Raw genomic sequence first — 18,445 nt, forward strand, 5'->3', positions numbered from 1 at the left:
ATTCGCACATGGACGCGCTGCTGGTGCACCGCTGATCAACGACCGCTCTGATGTCGCTTGCGCCGGCGGTGTGCTCTGCGTAGCGAAATAAAGGAGGAGCGAAGCGGGGGACATTCGCGGAGCAGAGCACACCGTCGGCGTGGGCGTCGCCCTGAACAGCAGAGTGAACATCGCCCTGAACAACGTCTACCAGTTTCTTGGGATTGGCAGCGCCCACCGCGCCGCATAGCATCGCGCACCCATCGAAACGAGGCGAGTTTGTGGTTCAACTGAAGAGTCTGCAGCGCCTTGCTGCGTGGAATGCGGCATGCGTGGCCGCACTGGTACTGGCGGCATGCGGTGGAGGCGGTGGTGGGAGCGCCGGCATCGGCTTGCTGCCCGTGGTGCCGGCCACCAGCTTCACCATCGGCGGCAACGTCTCGGGCCTCAACGGTACGCTGGTGCTGCGCAACAACGGCAAGGGCGACCTCACCCTCAAGGCCGATGGCGCCTTCAGCTTTTCCGACCCGGTGACCGCCGGCAACCCCTACGCCGTCAGCATCGCCCAGCAACCCGAAGGCCAGACCTGCGCCGTGAGCGCGGGCCAGGGCACGGCAACCGCCAACGTCACCGACGTGCGCGTGGCCTGCTCGGCCACCACGCACGCCGTGGGCGGCACGCTCTCGGGCCTGGCGGGTGGAACGCTGGTGCTGCGCAATAACGGCACGGACGCGCTGAGCCTCGCGGCCAATGGCAACTTCGCCTTCGCACAAGTCCTGCCCGAAGGCGCGATGTACGACGTGACCGTTCACATGCAACCGGCCGGACAGCTGTGCACCCTCACCGGTGCCAGTGGCACGGTCGATGCGGCCGTCACCTCGGTCGTGGCTGTTTGCGCCGTCGATCCGTCGGCGGTGCCGCCGCCGATTCCCGCCGCGCCCACCGTGGGCTACGCGCCCAAGTCGTTCCTGTTCAGCTGGCCGGCCGTCGCCCACACCAGCTACTACCGGCTGGGCGAAGACCCGGGCGCCACAGGCAGCTTCACCGTGCTGGCCGACAACCTCGGCAGCACCACCTATGCGCTGCAGGACCTGACGCTGACCCAGCCGCCGGCTGCCTGGCGCTATGCCCTGCAGGCCTGCAATGCCCATGGCTGCAGCCCCTGGTCGCTGCCGGTCACGGCGGATGCCACCCGGGCCATCGGTTACTTCAAGCCGGGGGCCGCCGGCACCCGCAACTTCGGCCAGGCCGTTGCCCTGTCGCCGGACGGCAACGTCATGGCCGTCGGTGCTTCGGCCACGCTGGAGTTGTTCACGCGCAGTGCGGGCCAGTGGCAGTGGGCGCAAACGCTGAGCTTCCAGACCGCGAGCTATCCCAGGCCCGTCATTTCGGACGACGGCACGTTGCTGGTGGGCATGTTCGGCTACGACGGCGCGTTTGGCGACCAGGGTTTGGTGCAGGTGTTCTCCAGGACGCCATCGGGCTGGACGCAGGCCGACGAGTGGAACGCGCCGGTGCCGCGCACCATCGGCAACTTCGGCGCGTTCCTCGGCATCTCGCGGGACGGCACGGTGGCCGTGGTCAGCGAGTACATGAACGGCAGGGGCGGAAGCTTTCACGTGTACCGAAAGACAGGCGGCACCTGGGCCAGGGAAGCCACCATCGAACCCGAGCACGTGCAGTTGGGTGCGCTGTTCGGCGTGCAGGCCAAGATCTCGGCCGACGGCGGCACCATCGTGGTGGGCGCGCAGTACGACCGCAGCGGCTCGCTCACCGATGAAACCGACACCAGCGCGTCCAACGCCGGCGCGGCATTCGTCTATGGCTACGACACGGGCACGGGCACGTGGACCAAGCGCGCCTACCTCAAGGCACCGGTGCCCGGCACCGACAATCTGTTCGGGGCGACCACCGCCATATCGGGCGATGGCGACACGGTGATCATCGGCGCACGCAACGAGCCGGTCGCGGGCGTGTCTCGCGCGGGCGTCGCCTATGTGTTCCGGCGCAATGCGGGCACCTACGCCCTCGCCCAGACGATCCCGGCGCCCCTGCCCACGCCGGAGGCCACTTTCGGCGGCTTCGGCCTGGCGCTCACGCGGGACGGCACCGTCCTGGCGATTTCCGCGCGCGGCGACTCGAGCAGTGGAACCGGGGTCGATGGCGACGCGACGCAGGGCGCGGCCACGACGGCCGGCGCGGTTTACCTGTACCGGCTGGCAGGCCCGCAGTTCGCCCGCACCAGGTACCTGAAGGCACCCAACACCGGCAGCGGCGATCTGTTCGGCGACGCGATCGACATCTCGGCGGACGCCCGGACCATCGCGGTGGGAGCGGTGGGAGAAGCCAGCGCCGCGAGCGGCATCGGTGGCGACCAATCCAACAACAGCTTCGCCAGCCGGGGAGCGGTATACCTCTACTAGAGAGAGATATATATAGCGCCGGCCATCGCAGGCCGACTCAACGCATCGCTGCCTCGAAGAATTCCAGGATCTGTTCACCTAGCCACTGCTCGCCACTGTTGAAGTGGGCCATGACCGACACGTGGTTGTGCCCGGCCACGCTCAGGTGCCGCGGCGCGATGCGCCTTGCCTCGGCCATGCGCCACGCGAACTCGCAGGCATAGACGTCGAGCAGCGGGTTCTCGTACTGGGCATGGACGATGAAGGTGGGCAGCACCAGCCGGTGGGCATGCGCCATCGGCGACAACTGCCCATAGGCCGCCGGGTCGTCGCCGAAGTACGCGCGAACGCCGGCCGCGTTCGGGTTCTCCGGCAGCGCGTCGGCTTGCAGGCGGGCCGACACCAGCACCAGGCATCGCAGGTGCCGCCCCATGAAACCGAGCGTCGGGTCGCAGGCATAGCTTGCCGCATGCGTGCCTCCCGCGGAGTGCCCGACGAGGCAGACGGCATCGGCGTCGCCGCCATGTTCCTCCGCGTGGCGCGCGACCCATTCGCAGGCCGCGGCCACATCGCGGGCGCCTTCCGGGTGCGCGGCTTCGGGCGCGAGCCGGTACTCGACGTTGATGCCCACGCAGCCGTGCCGCGCGAACCACGCGAGCACGTTGCCGTACATCGCCGCGTTGATGTCCTTGCCGCCGCGCACGAAGGCGCCGCCATGCACGAACATCACCACCGGTGCACGCCGCGCACCATGCGGCCGGTACACATCGAGCACCTGCCGAGGATGCGCGCCATAGCCGAGGTCGCGGATCACTTCGTACGCATCGTCGGGCGCCGCCGTCAGCAGCGGCAGGTACGCGGCCTTTACGCGATCGCCGGCGGCGCGAATGTCCTGCTGCCACGCGGGTCCGGTCTCGCGCAGCAATCGGTCGATGGCTTCGGGCCTGGCTGTCGTCATGCGGTGGTCATGCGGTGGCCACGCGCATTCAGCCCGGCTTGAAGGCTGAGGCCTCGACCTCCACGCGCCACGCCGGATGGGCCAGCGCCCTGACGACCAGCAAGGTCGATGCCGGGCGTGCCTCGCCGAGAAACTCGGCGCGCACCGGTCCGAGCCGGCGCACGTCGCTGCCGTCGGTCAGGAAGGTCGTCACCTTCACGAGGTGCGACACGTCCATGTCCGCGGCGCGCAGCACCGCCACGAGATGGGTCCAGGCCAGCCGGGCCTGCTCCTCGAAGTCGTCGGACACGTTGCCGTCGGCCGTCATGCCGACCTGTCCGGAAATGCTCAGCCATGTGCCGGTGCCGCTCACGGCAATGCCATGGCTGTAGGGACCGCCGGGCGGCGGCACATCGGACAGTGCGATGCGGGTGGCGAGGGTGTTCGTCATCAGTGCACCGCCCCGTCGAGTTCTGGAATGAACGGGATCTCCACGCCGTACACGCCGATGTCTTCGCGAATCTTGTCCACGCCGCGCTTGATGATGCCCATCTCTTCGTCGGGGTGGGTGGCGCCCAGGCCGTAGTCCGCCGCCAGTGCGCGGTTGCGGCCGGAGCGCTGGCGCTCGTCGTCGGGCAGGTTCACGACCGCGTAGACGCCGTTGAGCAGGCTGCCGCGCAGCTTCTTCGCGACCTTCATGCCGATGGTCTTCTTCTCGTCGGGCGGCAGCTCGCTGAAGAAGCGCCGCATGATGATGCGGCCGAACTGGATGTGCCGCGCCTCGTCGCGCAGGATCAACCGGCAGGCCTCGCGGATCGAGTCGAAGCGTGCGTTTTCGTAGCGCGCCTGCAGCAGTTCGCCCGACAGTTGCTCGAACAGCGTGTTGACCGACAGGCCTGCAAAGAAGCTCATCGCCCGCTCGTCCTTCTCGTCGTGAAAGCGCGGAATGATGTCGCGAAAGTAATCGGCGCGCGGCGTGGGTTCGTACGCCCCCAGGTGCTCGGCGATGCGAAAGCTCGCCTCGTGGTGGCGGAATTCCTCGGCGATGAAGTTCGTGATGTGCTGCTTGATCTCGAAGGGCTGGTGCCCAAAGATCGCGTCGCGCAACCGCTCCGCGCCGTAGGGCGTTGCGCCATGTTCCATCCAGGCGCGCAGGCTCCACCATTCGGCGCCCGCCTGGCGGACCTCCGGCGGCAGGTCGGCCTCTTGCAGGTCGGTGTAGTCGATGTCGGCCACCGGGTCCCAGGCCAGTTCGCGCGCCTGCGTGCACAGGCGCCACACCTCCGGGTATTCCATCTTCGAGACCACGGGGTAGGGGTTGGGCACGGCAGGGATTTCTTCGAGCAATGAGGGCTGCATGGGCAATGTCCGTCGTGAATGGCTGGATGGTTGGCTTGAAGAGGGTTTCAAGACGAACGGCCATGCTAGGAAGGGCGTGCTGATACATCCAATACTGTTTAAAGTGGCTCGTCATTCGCCGCAGGTATCTCCACGCCCATGATCGAATTCAGGCAACTGCGCCAGTTCGTGGTGCTCGCCGAAGAGCTGAACTTCGGCCGCGCCGCCATCCGGCTCCACATGTCGCAACCGCCGCTCAGCGTGGCCATGCGCAACCTCGAGGCGCAGGTCGGCGCGATGCTGTTCGACCGCAGCCGGCACCACGTGCGCCTGACGCCCGCCGGCCAGGTCTTTCATAAAGATGCGCAGCGCTTGCTGCAGCAGGCCCAGGCCGCCATCGAGCGTGCGTGCCGCGCGGCGGAAGGGCTCGAGGGCTCGCTGCGCCTGTCCTTCGTGCCCAGCGCCGCGCTCAATGTGCTGCCCGCCATCTTCAAGCGCTTCCAGCACGACTACCCCACCGTGCAGTTGCGGCTGACCGCCGAGACCACCGCGCGCCAGCTCGAAGACCTGCGCAAGGGCGAGGTCGAGCTCGCGCTGGTGGTGGGCCCGGTGTACGAGGCACGCGACCTCGTGCTGGTCGACCTGCAGGCGCAGAAGTTCGTGATCGCGGTGCCGCGCAGCCATGCGCTGGCAGGCCGGCGCTGGGTGAAGATCGAGGCGCTGGCGGCGGAGCCGTTCATCTCGTTCCCGGCCTCGGAAGGCGCGGGCTTCGTCGCCGCATTGCTGGGCGCCTGCCAGTCGGCCGGCTTCCTGCCCCGCGTGGTGCAGGAGGCGGCGCAGATGCAGTCGATCCTGACGCTCGTGGCCGGGGGGCTCGGCATTGCGCTGGTGCCGGAATCGATGCGCATGCTGGCCATGGCCGACGTCGTGTTTCTCGAGATCGTCGACACCCACCCCCTGCCCACCTACCAGCTGATGTTTGCCCATGGCAGCAACAACGACAACCCGGTGGTGCAGTCTTTTCTCGCGGTGGCGCGCAAGACCGTCGAGCTGGTGGAGCGGTAGTCCGCACCGGGCACGCGACAAAACCGTGGTGATTCACGCCATGTATGAACCACCGCCGGTGAACGTATTGGACAGGCGGGCACCGGCGTTCGCACCATGCGGTTCCCCACATGGAGTTCCCCGATGAAACTGTTTCGCCAGTTGCTTGTCGTTCCGCTGCTCGCCGCCTGCACCGTTGTGCCGGCGCTGGCCCAGGGCTACCCCGAGCGCCCGATCACCCTCGTCGTGCCCTACCCCGCCGGCGGCTCGGCCGACATCCTGGCGCGCACGGTCGGCCAGAAGCTGTCGGTGCAACTCGAGCAGCCGGTCATCGTCGAGAACAAGGCCGGCGCGGGCACCGCCATCGGCGCGCGCGCCGTCGCGGAAGCCAAGCCCGACGGCTACACGCTGCTGCTCGGCACCGTGAGCTCCCAGGCCATCAACCCCGCCATGTCGAAGGTCGGCTACGACCCGGTGAAAGACTTTGCGCCGGTCAGCGCGCTGGCCTCCATTCCCTTCGTGCTGGTGGCCAACCCGGGCGTGGCGTACGGCAACGTGGCCGAGCTGATCGCCGCGGCCAAACAGAACCCGGGGTCGATCAGCTATGCGTCCGCGGGGCCGGGCACTTCCAACCAGCTGGCCGGCGAAATGCTCGCATCGGCCGCGAAGATCAAGCTGCTGCATGTGCCTTACAAGGGCAGCGCGCCCGCGCTGGGCGACGTGCTCGCAGGCCATGTGCCGCTGATGTTCGACCTGCAGACCACCTCGCTGCCGAACATCGCCACGCACAAGCTCAAGGCCCTGGCCGTGACGAGCAGCCAGCGCAGCCCCCTGCTCCCGGGCGTGCCGACCGTCGCCGAAAGCGGCCTGCCCGGTTTCGAGGTCAGCGCGTGGTTCGGCGTGTTCGCGCCCGCCAGGGTGCCGGCGCCGGTGCTGAAGAAACTCTCGGCCGCCATGGCCCGCGTTCTGGAAGACCCGGCGCTCGCGCAACGGCTGCGCGACCTGGGCGCCGAGCCCGATGCGCGAAATGCGGCGCAGTTCTCGGCCTACGTGGCCGAGGAAGCCGGCAAGTACGCGGCGGTCGTGAAAACGGCGGGGCTGGCGCCCTGATCTGAAAAAAGATCCGAAGATCTGAAAATGGCGTGTCGATTTCCCGCAGGCTCGTCCGACGTATCCATTGAGGGTCTTCCTCTTTTCATCAGGAGAAATTAGCCATGGCTACCAACACCGTTCGTCTGCACCGTGTCCTGCGCACCCCGCCCGACCGGCTCTACCGTGCATTCACCGAGCCCGGCGCGTTCGAGCGCTGGCTGCCGCCCTTCGGGTTCACCGGAAAGATTCACACCATGGAGCCCGTGGTGGGCGGCGCCTGGCGCATGTCCTTCACCAACTTCGGCACCGGCCACAGCCACTCGTTCGGCGGGAAGTACCTGGAGCTTGTTCCCGGCAAGCGCATCGCGTACGACGCGGCCTTCGACGACGCCAATCTTCCAGGCACCATGAAGACCACCGTCACCCTGACCGCGGTGTCGTGCGGCACTGAAATGTCGGTCGTGCAGGAAGGCATTCCCGACGTGATTCCGGTCGAGATGTGCTACCTGGGCTGGCAGGAATCGCTGGTCGCGCTGGCCCAGTTGGTCGAGCCGAACATCCCGGGCTGAAGAAGAACGTCATTCCCCGCCGGAGCGCGTGGCCGAAAGCCGCGCGCTGAAGCGGGCGACCATCGCTTGCAGATCGTGCTCGCATGTTTCGGCGGCCTGCCTGTCGCCGAACTCCGCCCACTCGCAGGCACCCTGTTCTTCCGATCCGCCGCGGCCGGCGGCCATGTGGCCGCGCGTCGCCTCCTGTCGCTCCCGACCTGAAATGTCGTCCTGGCTTGTTCGGTTCGCGAAGATCTTCATCGACGGACGATAGGCGCGAACCGGCACCGTGGCGACGATAGATTTTCAGGCGCGAGTCGTGGCCCTATCCGGAACGATCCCGCTGGCCGCGGCCTTCTCGGGCAGCAACGCCTCCAGAACGAAACGCGTCGGCCCGCTGGTGCCCCGGTCACTGACCGCGAGACCCAGCTGCCGCCATAGCGCCGGGCTGAGCGGGCGAACGGCGATGCGATCGTCGCGCGCGGGCTCGTGCGATTCCTCCGGCAGCAGCGCCGCGCCGTAGCCGGCCGCGACCAGCGTACGGATCGCATCGTTGTAGTTGAGCTCGATGCGCGGCCGGCAATGCACGCCCGCCGCGGAAAACCATTCCGCGGTCAAACGGTACAGACGCGTGGAGGCGTCGTTCATGATCAACGGGTGCTGGGCCAGCCACTGCGGCGTCAGCCGCTTCGGTGCCTTCCACGCCGCCGGCAGGAAGGCGACGACGGCCTCGCGCCGCAGCGGCGTGACATGAACGCCGCGCACGGGCGCCTGCGGCAGCGCCACCACCGCGAGGTCGAGGCTGCCTGCAGCGAGCCGCGCCATGCTGTCGTTGGAGGTCAGCACCTGCACGTTCACATCGATGCCCGGATGCTTTCGGGCAAGGCGTTCGAGCGCGGGCGGCAGCAGGTGCGCAATGGCGCCCGTCGAGGCTCCGACCCGCACGCGGCCCGTCTGGCCTGCGAGCTGGCGCCGAACATCTTCTACCGCGTCGTCCGCATCCGCCAGCAACCTACGGGCACGCGCGATGAAGCGCTCGCCTAGCGCGGTCGCTTGCGCGGGCCCACGCCCGCGAACGAGCAGTTGGCCGCCCAGGCGCGACTCCAGCTCCGCGATCTGGACAGTGACGGTGGGGGCTGCCAGGTGAAGGGCACGCGCGGCATTGACCAGCGACCCGAGATCGGCGATGGCGACCAGGGTGCGCAGATGGTCAAGGCTCAGTTCTCTCATGCCGCTAATTTAACTTTTCTTAATTCGAGGTTCCATATATTTAACTGGAGCTATTCCGGACGCGTCCCTACGATCGCGCTCCATGGACCTCAACATCTTCATCGACGGCGACCAGGGCACCACGGGCCTTGACCTGCAGAACCGGCTGCGGGGCGGGGAATTCCGCATCCGCACATTGCCAGCCAATTTACGCAAGGACGCGGCTGCCCGGCGCGCCGCCCTCAACGAGAGCGACATCGCCATCCTCTGCCTGCCCGACGCCGCGGCGCGCGACGCGGTGGCGATGATCGACAACCCCGCCGTGCGTGTCATCGATGCCAGCTCGGCGCACCGCACCAGCCCCGGTTGGGTCTACGGCCTGCCGGAACTCGATGCGCATCAAGCCGAACGCATCGCCTCGGCATCGCGCGTCACGAATCCGGGCTGCTACCCCACCGCGGCGGTCGCACTGCTGCGGCCGTTGACGGATGCGGGCCTGTTGCCCGCCGACTGTCCGCTGGTCATTCATGCCGTCTCGGGCTATTCGGGCCAAGGCAGGGCGGGCGCGGAAGCGCACGAAGCCGCAGCTGCAGCTGCAGCCGGGGGGGCGGCTGCGCATTCGCTGAAGGTCTATGGCCTGGCACTCGAGCACAAGCACGTGCCGGAAATCGAGGCCTACGCAGGACTCGCGGAGCGGCCCATCTTCGTGCCGGCCTATGGCAGCTACCGGCAGGGCATCGTGCTCACCATCGGGCTCCACGCGCGACTGCTTGGCGCCGATGCTTCCGGCGCGCGCATTCACGAATGCCTTGCGGAACGCTACCGCGATGCGGCGCACGTGCACGTGCTGCCGATGTCGCCCACCGTGCCGATGACCGAGCTGGACCCGCAAGTGCACAACGGCTCGAACGACATGAGCCTGGGCGTTGCATTCAATGAACGTACGGGCCAGGTCGTCTTGAGCGCGGTTCTCGACAACCTGGGCAAGGGTGCCGCGGGTGCGGCGGTGCAGAACCTGCGCCTGATGGCGGGCAGGGCTGCCGCGAAGCAGCCCTAGCTCTGGCCTTCGTGGTGAATCCGAAACGCCGCGGGCGAGATGTCCCGGCCGCGGCTGCCCTCGCGACTCAGGGTGCGACGGGTGCTACGGGCGTAACCTTGCGGATCCGGTTGTTCAAGGCGTCGGCCACGTAGATCGTGCCGTCGGCGGCAACCGCCAGGCCGTACGGTTGACTGAACCTCGCATCCTTGCCGATGCCGTTCTGGAAGCCGCTCTGCCCAGCCGTGCCTGCAAGCGTGGACACCACGCCCGCCGGTGTGATCTTGCGCAGAACGCCATTGGTCGTGTCGGTCACGTAGAGATTGCCAATCGCGTCGAACGCCAGGCCGCCCGGACGCGAGAAGGTTGCAGTGTCAATCGGGCCGTCGTCGGAGCCTGCGACTCCCGTCTTCGAGCCCGCGAAGGTCGAGACCACGCCGTCTGGCGTCACCTTGGCGATCCTGTTGTTTTCGCTGTCGGCCACGAGGAGATTGCCAGCGGCGTCGGCCACGATGCCGTAAGGCCGGACGAAAGAACCCGCGCCGACCAACGTACCGACATCACCGGCAGGCGTGATCTTGCGGATGAGGGCCGTGTTGAGTTCGGCCACGTAGATGTTGCCCGCGCCATCGACCGTCATCGCGATGGGTCCTGTGAACGTGGCATTCGCGCCGTTGCCGTTGATGGCACCGGGAGCGCCGCTGCCGACGAAGGGGCCCACGTCGGCCGCCGGGGTGATCTTGCGGATCCGGTTGCCGCCGAATTCGGCGGCGTAGAGATCGCCCGATGGTGCAAGGCCGATGGCGGTCAGCCCGTTGAATGAGGCCGCGGTACCGTTGCCGTCGACAGAGACGTTCGAGTTGTTGCCGGCGTAGGTGATGACATCGCCGTTGGCCGAGATCTTGCGCAGGAGGTTGTTGCCCAGGTCCGACACGAGCAACTCGCCGCTCTTGTTGAGGACGACGCTGAAGGGGTCGCTAAACGACGCCGCGGCGCCGTTGCCATCGGCTTTGCCACTGCTGCCGGAACCGGCGAACGTCGAAACCTGTGCCGCGGCCGCCGTGCAGGCCACGGCCACGTCGCTGACATCGGCCGTGATGGTGCCACTGCCCTTGGTCACGGTGCAGAACTGCCACAGGGGCTGGGTGCGCACGGTCACCGCGTACGCCGATCCGCTGGCGACTGCAGTGGCAAAGCTGAACTTGCCATTGGCCGTCAGCTGGATGTCGTCACCCGCGTTGTTCTGCAGAACGAGCGTGCCGCCGGCCAGGCCGGTCACCGTACCGCCAACCGAATGCTTCGTGACGACCGGGGGAACGACGGGTCCCGGCGTCGGAAAAAAGCCACCTCCACCGCCGCCGCCTCCTCCGCAGGAAGCCAGCAGCGCTATTGCGCCCACCACGGCGCCGCAGCGCCCGTAAAAACTCGCTTGACTGAACAGCATCCTCATCTCCTCGTTGAATTTATTGATAAAAAAACCCCCTCAGGCCCGGAGACCCAGGGAGGTTTCAAATTGTTCATTTTTGTAATTAAATTGTATGCCGCCCATCACCTGAAATAGGTATTCCGGGGCGGGCATACCCTGTGTAAGACATCCGCAGGATTCGTCCGAAGGAAGAAGATGCGGGCCGGCATCCGAGCCGGGGTCGAGCGTTCGTTCCAGGAGTTTTTTCCGCCGCTGCAGCAGCCGCCCAGGCTTCGGCTACAAACGCGTATCAGACTGAAGCCATGCGAAATTTATCTACCTGCCTGTTGGCCGCGATTTGCTTTTTGCCCCTGGGCGCCATGGCTCAACAAAGCCTGTGCACACCGGGTGAAGTCACCGAGTGGTCGTGCACGGCCAAGAAAAAAATCTATTCGCTTTGCTCGTCCAGGGACCTTGGCGCCAACGCTGGCTACATGCAGTACCGCGCCGGCAAAGCCTCGAAAACGGAGTTCGTGTTCCCCGAACGCCGGGAGCATCCGAAGGGAAACTTTCGCCTCGCTCTGCAGCCCAGGGGCGTCGTGTTGAATTTTTCGAACGCCGGATACGCGTACGCCATCTACGAGCCGCTGACAGGCTCGACCCGTATCGATGTCGCCAACGCCCAAGGGACCCAGGTCGCCGATATCGCGTGCAGTTCGGCCACCGATACGCTCACGCTGACGACCACGATGCAGCGCTTCGAACGCCTGGGCATCTATCAATGAGCGGTAACATTTCGACATGATCCGCCGCCCCACCCCGGTCGGGCCATCACGAGAACAGCGACGACCCAGGGTGTCACCGCAAATGGAGCATCCGCATGTGGAGCACCCTGGCCGACCTTTTCATCGGCTTCTTCGATTTCGTTCTCGACGTCCTGTTGTTCAGGGGCCAGCGCCGCAAGCACGGTCACCGTGCCCGCAGCATTGCCGAAGACACATTCGAAGTCGCGCGCTTTGATTTCGTCACGCTGGTTTTCATCGGACTGGCCAGCGTCGCGTTGATGTTTCTCCTGGCCTTCGGGTTCGGCCTTCCAGTGGGCTGGAGCGTGGGAATCGGCATCACCGTTGGAGCGATCTGGGGGGTGTGGCGATACGTCCGGTTGGTTCATGAGCGGTGAGACATGAACTCGACTTCCGTCCGTCAAGCTGTTCTGGCCGATCTGGAGGAACTCGCTGCGCTCTTTGACCAGTACCGCCAGTTCCAGGGTCGGGCAAGCGATGTGGCCGCCGCGCGCTCGTTCCTCCGCGAAAGGTTCAACCACGGAGAGTCGGTTGTCTTCATCTGCCACGACGGCGATGCGCCTGTGGGATTTGCCCAGCTCTATCCGAGCTTCTCATCCGTTTCCCTCTCGCGCGTCTTTGTCGTCAACGACCTTTTCGTCCACGCATCGGGGCGCCGCAAGGGCGTCGCCTCCATGCTGCTCGCAGCCATCGAGTCATACGCCTGGTCGTTCGGCTCCGCCCGCGTAACGCTGAATGTCGCGCGTGGCAACGAATCAGCCCAAAGGCTCTACGAGGCGCGAGGCTGGAAACAGGACGACCAGTTCTTCATGTATCACCGTTACCCTGACGCTCCGTAAACCTCTTGCCGGTCGCAGCAGGAACTCGTCAATCGAACCCCAAGAGCATGCGGCGTCGCCTCTCACTGGCGCACATAGCGCAAGTGGGTCGCGGCTGAACCATCAAGCACCCTGTCGATCCGAAACTGCTGTACGGACTCTTGCAGGTTCTCGAAGAGACGCCGCCCGCCGCCGAACAACACGGGTGCCAAGGCAATTTCCAGTTCGTCGACGACACCCAGCCCCAGGTACTGCTGGATCACATCCGCCCCACCCGCGATGCGGATGTCGCGACCGCCCGCGGAATTGCGCGCCAGTTCCAGGGCACGCTCCGGCCCGTCGTTGACGAAGTAGAAAGTCGTGCCGCCCGGACGCACCCAAGGGTCGCGTTTTTCATGGGTCAAAACGTAGACCGGCGTGTGGAACGGAGCGTCCTCGGGCCAGGCGACCTCGCCCTGGTCGAACATCCGCTTGCCCATGATGTTGGCACCGATGCGCTCGACGGTGCTGCGAACCAGGTCATTGACCGGGCCGGTCTCTCCCCCCGACTCGATCTTGAGGAGGTTCTGGCGAAAGTACTGCTGGTTGAGCAGCCAGCCCATCATCGCGCCCCACTTCGCGCCCCAGTTCTTGTACTCGGGCTTGCCCATGGTCATTCCTTCCGGGGCCAGGTAGCCATCGAGGCTGAGTCCGATGTTGACGAATACTTTGCTCATGATTTTCCTTTGCGTGTTCGGGCGTTGGGCAGACGCAGCGCGGAGGTTTCCATGACCTCGCCTGCATGGTCACCGGGCAAGCCTGCAGACGCCATTGTGTACACCGTCCACAGGACTTTCAAGCAGGAACAGCGCCGAAGAGGTCTCCAGCGTTTGTTCGCTCGTCTAATTGCGCGTCGCCCTGTCGCGCCGCCAGGCGTGGCGGCTACAGTCAGCCAGAAGCGGCTCTCGAGGGGAGCGCATGGTTCAACCAGTCCTGGAGATCTCGTGTACGTATCAAAGCACCACGCGCAGTCCGGCTTTGCCGAAGCCCAGGCCTTGATCGAGGCCCACCCGCTGGGTGCGTGGGTCGCGCCCGGCAGTGATGGGCTGGTCGCCAACCACGTTCCCTTTCTGCTGGACAGGTCACGCGGCGAGTTCGGAACACTGATGGGCCACGTGTCGCGCGCCAACCCCGTGTGGAAACAGCTCCCCGCCTCGCAGCATTCCGTGGTCATGTTCCAGGGCCCTCAGTCGTACATCACGCCTGGCTGGTACCCGAGCAAGCAGGAGCACGGGAAGGTCGTCCCGACCTGGAACTACGCGGTCGCACACGCACACGGCGTGGCGCGAGTCATCACCGAGGAAGCCTGGCTGCGTGACATGCTGGTTCGCCTGACGGCCGTTCACGAGGCCTCGAGGCCCCTGCCCTGGCAGGTGACCGACGCACCCGCGGAGTTCATCGACAAGCTGCTGCGCGCGATAGTGGGCATAGAGATTCCCATCGAACGCCTGGTGGGAAAGCTCAAGGCCAGCCAAGACGAAGCATCGCAAGACAGGCTGGGCACCTTTGCCGGCCTTGCCGCCGAAGGGACTGAGAACGCTGTGGCAATGGCTTCTCTTGTCGAGCGTGCCATGTCTGGACCTGAAGGCGCCTCACCGACCGTACCGTTGCCACAGGAGCCCTGATGCTTAGCCTCGAATCCATCGCGACCTTTTCCCTGCTTGCGCTCGGCCTCGTTTTGACACCTGGCCCCAACATGATGTATCTGCTCTCCAGGACGCTCACGCAAGGTCGCCTGGCCGGATTCATTTCGTATGCGGGCGTTGCGACCGCCTCGGTTTTCTACCTTGCCTGCGCTGCACTGGGTCTTACCAGCCTTCTGTTTGCTGTTCCGTATGCGTACGACGCACTGCGCCTTGCGGGCGCCGCCTACCTGGCATTTCTCGCCTGGAAAACTCTTTTCAGGCCCCCGGCGAGTTCCCCCGGCCTTCGAGCGATGACGATCGACAGCCCGCGACGCCTCTTCGTGATGGGCGCGATCACCAATCTGTTGAATCCGAAGCAGGCTCTGTTCTATCTGGCCCTTCTGCCGCAATTCATTGATCCTTCGCGCGGAAGCGTGATGCTGCAGTTCATTTCGTTGGGCGGCATTCAGATTGCCATCAGCATCGTTGTGAATGGCCTCATCATGCTTTTTGCTTCCCAGGCCACCGGCGTGCTGCGCACAAGCCCCAGGTGGCTCGCGGCCCAGCGCTGGCTCATGGGCACAGTGCTGGCGGGCCTTTCTGTCCGGCTTGCCCTGCAGTCGCGAGATTGAGCACCGCACGCGTCCACCGTGTACTCGCGCTGTGGGGCTAACCGCCCTTCAAGGCCCCCGCCACCTTGTACGCACTGAAGACGATCCCCGACGGCATCGCTTTCGAGCCGACCAGCTCAAACGCGCGTGGCGGTGTTCCCTCCGCGAAGAAGCGCTTGCCTGCACCCAGCAACACCGGGTAGACGACGAGCAGCGCTTCATCGACCAGCCCGTGTTCGAGCAGCGTCGATGTCAGCGTGGCGCTGCCCCACAGAACCAGGTTCGGACCCGGCTGCGACTTGATGCGGCGAACGCTTTCGACGATGTCCGGCCCAAGGCTTTCGAATGGCCCCCACGCAAGACTTTCCGGACGGTGGGTCACGACGAATTTGGTCGCCGCATTCAAGGCATCCGCCATCGGGCTCCCGGGCGCCTTCGGCCAGAAGTCCGACCACATGTCGTAGGTGCGGCGGCCAAGCAGCAGGTCGAAGCGCCCGCCATGCGCGGCGAACACTTCATCGCGGCCCTGTGGGCTGCGGTAGGGCGCAGTCCAGTCCGCGTAGGGAAAACCGTTTTCGCTGGAGGTCTGGATCACGCCGTCCAGCGAGATGTGCGCCATGATTTTCAGGGTTCTCATGCGGATCGTCTCCATGCCCTGGGGTTGGATCTTCTCGCAGCTCTGTCGCCTTGGGCGAGGCGATGACGGCCGCAGTATAGCCACGCAACTAGCTCGGCAATTTGAACTCGAAAAGCGGGGATTCCCCTACGAACCGCAGCCCCTTCCCCGATGCTGGAACAATGCGCCCATCGTATGGACGGCCTCGATCTCATCAAAACATTCCGCGAAGTTGCGTTCCGGCGCAGCTTCTCCCGCGCAGCAATTTCGCTGGGCATGTCGAAAGCCACGGTCAGCCGCTATGTGGCCGAGCTGGAAACCCGCAGCGGCGTGCGCCTGCTGAACCGCTCGACCCGCTCCCTGAGCCTGACGGATGCCGGCCAGGTGCTGCTAGACCGCAGCACCGAACTGGTAACGATGGCCGAGAACACGCTCAACGACCTGCAGGCGCACGGCTCGCACCCGCGCGGGCGGCTGCGCATGAGCGCGCCGAACGGGCTCATCGCGGGCTGGCTGTCGGACGTGATTGCCGCGTTCATCAAGCTGTACCCCGACGTGTACGTGAGCCTGGTGTTCACCAACCGCGACATCGACCTGATTCAGGAAGGCATCGACATCCACCTGACGGGCGGGCGCATCGACGACATGAACCTCATCGTGCGCCGGCTGGTGAAGTTCGACATGGTGGTCTGCGCCACGCCGGCCTACTGGGCCCAGCGCGGCATTCCGCAGGTGCCCGACGACATGTCCAGGCACGACGTGCTGAGCTATTCGGCGGTACCGACCACGCACCTGCCCTTCGAGGTCGATGGCAAGCCGCACGACGTGCCCGTGCACAGCCGCATGGAGGCCAACGACGCGGTGGCGCTCATCGAGCTGGCGCTGCGCGGCGTGGGCGCGGTGTATGCGCCGGAGCCGCTGGCGCAGGTGCATCTGGAGCGGGGCGCGCTGGTGCCGGTGCTGCGCGAGTACATGCCGCGCGACCACGACCACTGGCTGTACGCGGCCTACTCGCAGCGCCGCCACAACAGCGCGGCCATGCGCGCGATGCTCGACTTTCTGGAGCAGTCGATGGGCCCCGGCGGGGACAACCCGGTGCTGCCGCCGCTGCCGGCCCTCTCGCCGGTTTCCCCGCATCCACCGGCCACGGCAGCAACGTCGCAGCAGTCGCCTACATGCGCCCTTTCCAGGGCACAAGGCGTCGCTCGAGCCAGCGCATCAGCAGATCGAACAGATAAGCCACCACGCCGATGACGATGATGCCCATGATGACGATGTCGGTACGCAAAAAGTTCGACGCGTTCAGCACCATCTGACCCAGGCCCATGTTGGCCGCGACCATTTCGGCGGCCACCAGCGTGGTCCAGCCGAAGCCGATGGCGATGCGCATGCCCACCAGGATGTCGGGCAGCGCCGACGGCAGGATGACATGGCGAATGACCTGCATGTAGCTGGCGCCCATCGAGTACGCCGCGTTGATCTGCTCCTGCGACGCGCTGCGCATGCCCGAGCGCGCGGCCAGTGCCAACGGCGCGAAGCAGCTCAGAAAAATCAGCAGCACCTTCGGCAGCTCGTCGATGCCGAACCAGATGATGATGAGCGGCAGATACGCCAGCGGCGGCAGCGGCCGATAGAACTCCAGCGGCGGATCGAAGATGCCGCGCCAGAAGCGGCTCATGCCCATCGCGATACCCACCGGAATGGCCGTGGCGCACGCAAGGAAAAAGGCCGAGAACACACGGAACATGCTGGCCAGGAAGTGCTGCCACAGCGGCTTGTCGTTGGCCTGGCCCGTGAGGTATTCGTAGAACTGCTGGAACACCGCTTGCGGCGTCGGCAGGAACAAGGGCTTGACCCAGCCCATGTTGGTGACGATGAACCACAGCGCAACGAGCGTGACCACGGTCACGATGCTGATGGTCACGCTCGAGCCCTCGCCCGGCACCTTGAAGGCGCTGGTCTTGAGCTTGGCGCCGGCCGACGGAGGGGGCGACGCGGCGGGCCTGGAAGGCGGTGGTGGCGTTTGCGTCATGGCAACGGAAGCAGCAGCGGCAACGACAGGCGATGCAATGGTGACCTCAGGCATGTGCAGCCTCGCGATGATGAATGATCGAAAGAACCTCTTCGCGCATGCGGATGAATTCGGGCTCCGACTTCACCTTGCGCGAATCGCCGTGCGAAAGAAACTGCCGCGAGAACGGCACGGTGTCGTAGACATGTGAAATGCGCCCCGGGCTGGGGCTCATGACGATGAGGCGGGTGGCCAGGAACAGTGCTTCTTCGACCGAGTGGGTGATGAAGAAGACCATCTTGTTCGACTTGGACCAGGCCTTGAGCAAGATCTCCTGCACCTGTTCGCGCGTGAACGCATCGAGCGCGCCCATGGGTTCGTCCATGAGCAGCACGGCGGGGTCGCTGGCAAGTGCCCGCGCAATGCCGACGCGCTGCTGCATGCCGCCCGACAGTTCATAAACAGCGCGGTCGGCGTACTGTTGCAGGCCGACGAGCGCGAGCTTTTCTTCAGCGATGCGGTCACGCTCGGCCTTGCCGGTGCCGGCCAGCCGCAGGCCGAGGGCGACGTTGTCGCGCACGTTGAGCCAGGGCATGAGCGCATGTTTCTGGAACACGACGCCACGGTCGGCACCGGGGCCGACGACGGGTTTGCCATCGAGCAAGATCTCGCCGGTCGATGGCGGCAGGAAGCCGGCGATGCTGTTGAGCAAGGTGGTCTTTCCGCACCCCGAGGCGCCGAGGGCAACGACGAAGTCGCCGTCGTGCATGGTGAGGTTGACGGGGGCCAGCGCCTGCAAGGTACCGCCCTTGACGGCGTAGTTGACCGTGAGGTCTCTGATGTCTAGCGTAGGCATTTCGGTTCTCCGTTGCTTGCTTTTGCGGACTTTTTGGCGCTGCTGTTTGGGAGCGGGTGCGGGGTCATTCTTTGGC

21 protein-coding genes are annotated in these 18,445 nt (G+C 65.7%); 11 read left to right on the forward strand and 10 right to left on the reverse strand.

Annotation, left to right across the window (positions count from 1 at the left end):
- The first annotated feature begins 311 nt into the window (after nucleotides 1-311).
- Complete coding sequence (locus DBV14_RS20900) at nucleotides 312-2,402, forward strand: hypothetical protein (RefSeq protein ID WP_124461657.1); 2,091 nt, start codon at nucleotides 312-314, stop codon at nucleotides 2,400-2,402.
- A 37-nt stretch (nucleotides 2,403-2,439) separates the two neighbouring features.
- Here DBV14_RS20900 and DBV14_RS20905 read toward each other — a convergent pair whose 3' ends face one another.
- From DBV14_RS20905 to DBV14_RS20915, 3 genes are read right to left on the reverse strand one after another with little or no spacing between them, the layout of a single operon-like run.
- Nucleotides 2,440-3,339 (reverse strand): alpha/beta hydrolase, encoded by a 900-nt coding sequence (locus DBV14_RS20905; protein ID WP_124461659.1) that lies wholly within the window; start codon nucleotides 3,337-3,339, stop codon nucleotides 2,440-2,442.
- Nucleotides 3,340-3,367: 28 nt separating this feature from the next.
- On the reverse strand, nucleotides 3,368-3,769 hold the full coding sequence (locus DBV14_RS20910; RefSeq protein ID WP_124461661.1) for a RidA family protein: 402 nt from the start codon (nucleotides 3,767-3,769) through the stop codon (nucleotides 3,368-3,370).
- Entirely contained in the window at nucleotides 3,769-4,677 is a 909-nt protein-coding gene (locus tag DBV14_RS20915) for a ferritin-like domain-containing protein (protein WP_124461663.1), read from the reverse strand. Before DBV14_RS20915 ends, DBV14_RS20910 begins: the two co-directional genes overlap by 1 nt.
- A 138-nt stretch (nucleotides 4,678-4,815) precedes the next feature.
- Between DBV14_RS20915 and DBV14_RS20920 the strand changes: the two genes are divergently transcribed.
- The 3 genes from DBV14_RS20920 (at nucleotide 4,816) to DBV14_RS20930 (ending at nucleotide 7,361) form a co-directional block, all read left to right on the forward strand.
- Complete coding sequence (locus DBV14_RS20920) at nucleotides 4,816-5,721, forward strand: LysR family transcriptional regulator (RefSeq protein WP_124461665.1); 906 nt, start codon at nucleotides 4,816-4,818, stop codon at nucleotides 5,719-5,721.
- A 123-nt stretch (nucleotides 5,722-5,844) separates the two neighbouring features.
- Complete coding sequence (locus tag DBV14_RS20925) at nucleotides 5,845-6,810, forward strand: tripartite tricarboxylate transporter substrate binding protein (RefSeq protein WP_124461667.1); 966 nt, start codon at nucleotides 5,845-5,847, stop codon at nucleotides 6,808-6,810.
- Nucleotides 6,811-6,914: 104 nt separating this feature from the next.
- Nucleotides 6,915-7,361 carry an SRPBCC family protein gene (locus DBV14_RS20930; RefSeq protein WP_124461669.1) on the forward strand — a complete coding sequence of 149 codons (447 nt, stop codon included), beginning with the start codon at nucleotides 6,915-6,917 and terminating at the stop codon, nucleotides 7,359-7,361.
- A 9-nt stretch (nucleotides 7,362-7,370) separates the two neighbouring features.
- Here DBV14_RS20930 and DBV14_RS20935 read toward each other — a convergent pair whose 3' ends face one another.
- Nucleotides 7,371-7,601, reverse strand: coding sequence for a hypothetical protein (locus DBV14_RS20935; protein WP_124461671.1), 231 nt, complete (start codon nucleotides 7,599-7,601; stop codon nucleotides 7,371-7,373).
- Between the two features lie 45 nt (nucleotides 7,602-7,646).
- Nucleotides 7,647-8,570 (reverse strand): LysR family transcriptional regulator, encoded by a 924-nt coding sequence (locus tag DBV14_RS20940; protein ID WP_124461673.1) that lies wholly within the window; start codon nucleotides 8,568-8,570, stop codon nucleotides 7,647-7,649.
- Nucleotides 8,571-8,652: 82 nt separating this feature from the next.
- Between DBV14_RS20940 and argC the strand changes: the two genes are divergently transcribed.
- The gene (argC, locus tag DBV14_RS20945; RefSeq protein ID WP_124461675.1) at nucleotides 8,653-9,606 is read left to right on the forward strand and encodes an N-acetyl-gamma-glutamyl-phosphate reductase; all 954 of its coding nucleotides are present in this window, start codon (nucleotides 8,653-8,655) and stop codon (nucleotides 9,604-9,606) included.
- Between the two features lie 67 nt (nucleotides 9,607-9,673).
- Here argC and DBV14_RS20950 read toward each other — a convergent pair whose 3' ends face one another.
- On the reverse strand, nucleotides 9,674-11,029 hold the full coding sequence (locus tag DBV14_RS20950) for a hypothetical protein (protein WP_185546076.1): 1,356 nt from the start codon (nucleotides 11,027-11,029) through the stop codon (nucleotides 9,674-9,676).
- A gap of 284 nt (nucleotides 11,030-11,313) precedes the next feature.
- Here DBV14_RS20950 and DBV14_RS20955 point away from each other — a divergent pair, with 284 nt between their 5' ends.
- The 3 genes from DBV14_RS20955 to DBV14_RS20965 all read left to right on the forward strand — a co-directional run bounded on the left by DBV14_RS20955 (nucleotide 11,314) and on the right by DBV14_RS20965 (nucleotide 12,632).
- A complete protein-coding gene (locus tag DBV14_RS20955) occupies nucleotides 11,314-11,775 on the forward strand; it encodes a hypothetical protein (RefSeq protein ID WP_185546077.1) in 462 nt (153 codons plus the stop codon).
- Nucleotides 11,776-11,870: 95 nt separating this feature from the next.
- Nucleotides 11,871-12,170, forward strand: coding sequence for a hypothetical protein (locus DBV14_RS20960; protein WP_124461680.1), 300 nt, complete (start codon nucleotides 11,871-11,873; stop codon nucleotides 12,168-12,170).
- A 3-nt stretch (nucleotides 12,171-12,173) separates the two neighbouring features.
- Nucleotides 12,174-12,632: a GNAT family N-acetyltransferase gene (locus DBV14_RS20965; RefSeq protein ID WP_124461682.1), complete on the forward strand. Its 459-nt coding sequence runs from the start codon at nucleotides 12,174-12,176 to the stop codon at nucleotides 12,630-12,632.
- Between the two features lie 62 nt (nucleotides 12,633-12,694).
- On the opposite strand, the gene DBV14_RS20970 is transcribed toward DBV14_RS20965, so the two are convergent.
- The gene (locus tag DBV14_RS20970) at nucleotides 12,695-13,327 is read right to left on the reverse strand and encodes a dihydrofolate reductase family protein (RefSeq protein ID WP_124461684.1); all 633 of its coding nucleotides are present in this window, start codon (nucleotides 13,325-13,327) and stop codon (nucleotides 12,695-12,697) included.
- 267 nt (nucleotides 13,328-13,594) lie between these two features.
- On the opposite strand from DBV14_RS20970, the gene DBV14_RS20975 reads away from it, so the two are divergent.
- Nucleotides 13,595-14,275, forward strand: coding sequence for an FMN-binding negative transcriptional regulator (locus tag DBV14_RS20975; RefSeq protein ID WP_124461686.1), 681 nt, complete (start codon nucleotides 13,595-13,597; stop codon nucleotides 14,273-14,275).
- On the forward strand, nucleotides 14,275-14,907 hold the full coding sequence (locus tag DBV14_RS20980) for a LysE family translocator (RefSeq protein WP_124461688.1): 633 nt from the start codon (nucleotides 14,275-14,277) through the stop codon (nucleotides 14,905-14,907). The genes DBV14_RS20975 and DBV14_RS20980 overlap by 1 nt, the downstream gene beginning before the upstream one ends.
- Before the next feature lie 37 nt (nucleotides 14,908-14,944).
- Here DBV14_RS20980 and DBV14_RS20985 read toward each other — a convergent pair whose 3' ends face one another.
- Complete coding sequence (locus DBV14_RS20985) at nucleotides 14,945-15,523, reverse strand: dihydrofolate reductase family protein (RefSeq protein ID WP_124461690.1); 579 nt, start codon at nucleotides 15,521-15,523, stop codon at nucleotides 14,945-14,947.
- Nucleotides 15,524-15,697: 174 nt separating this feature from the next.
- Between DBV14_RS20985 and DBV14_RS20990 the strand changes: the two genes are divergently transcribed.
- Nucleotides 15,698-16,756, forward strand: coding sequence for a LysR family transcriptional regulator (locus tag DBV14_RS20990; protein WP_124461691.1), 1,059 nt, complete (start codon nucleotides 15,698-15,700; stop codon nucleotides 16,754-16,756).
- Here DBV14_RS20990 and DBV14_RS20995 read toward each other — a convergent pair.
- Both DBV14_RS20995 and DBV14_RS21000 read right to left on the reverse strand, forming a co-directional pair.
- Nucleotides 16,674-17,534, reverse strand: coding sequence for an ABC transporter permease subunit (locus DBV14_RS20995; protein ID WP_185546078.1), 861 nt, complete (start codon nucleotides 17,532-17,534; stop codon nucleotides 16,674-16,676). The two genes, DBV14_RS20990 and DBV14_RS20995, sit on opposite strands and share 83 nt — an antisense overlap.
- A gap of 46 nt (nucleotides 17,535-17,580) precedes the next feature.
- Entirely contained in the window at nucleotides 17,581-18,369 is a 789-nt protein-coding gene (locus tag DBV14_RS21000; RefSeq protein ID WP_124461695.1) for a taurine ABC transporter ATP-binding protein, read from the reverse strand.
- Nucleotides 18,370-18,445: the final 76 nt, after the last annotated feature.

This window comes from Variovorax sp. KBW07 (genome assembly GCF_003852515.1).
In the GTDB taxonomy this organism is placed as follows: Bacteria; Pseudomonadota; Gammaproteobacteria; order Burkholderiales; family Burkholderiaceae_C; genus Variovorax.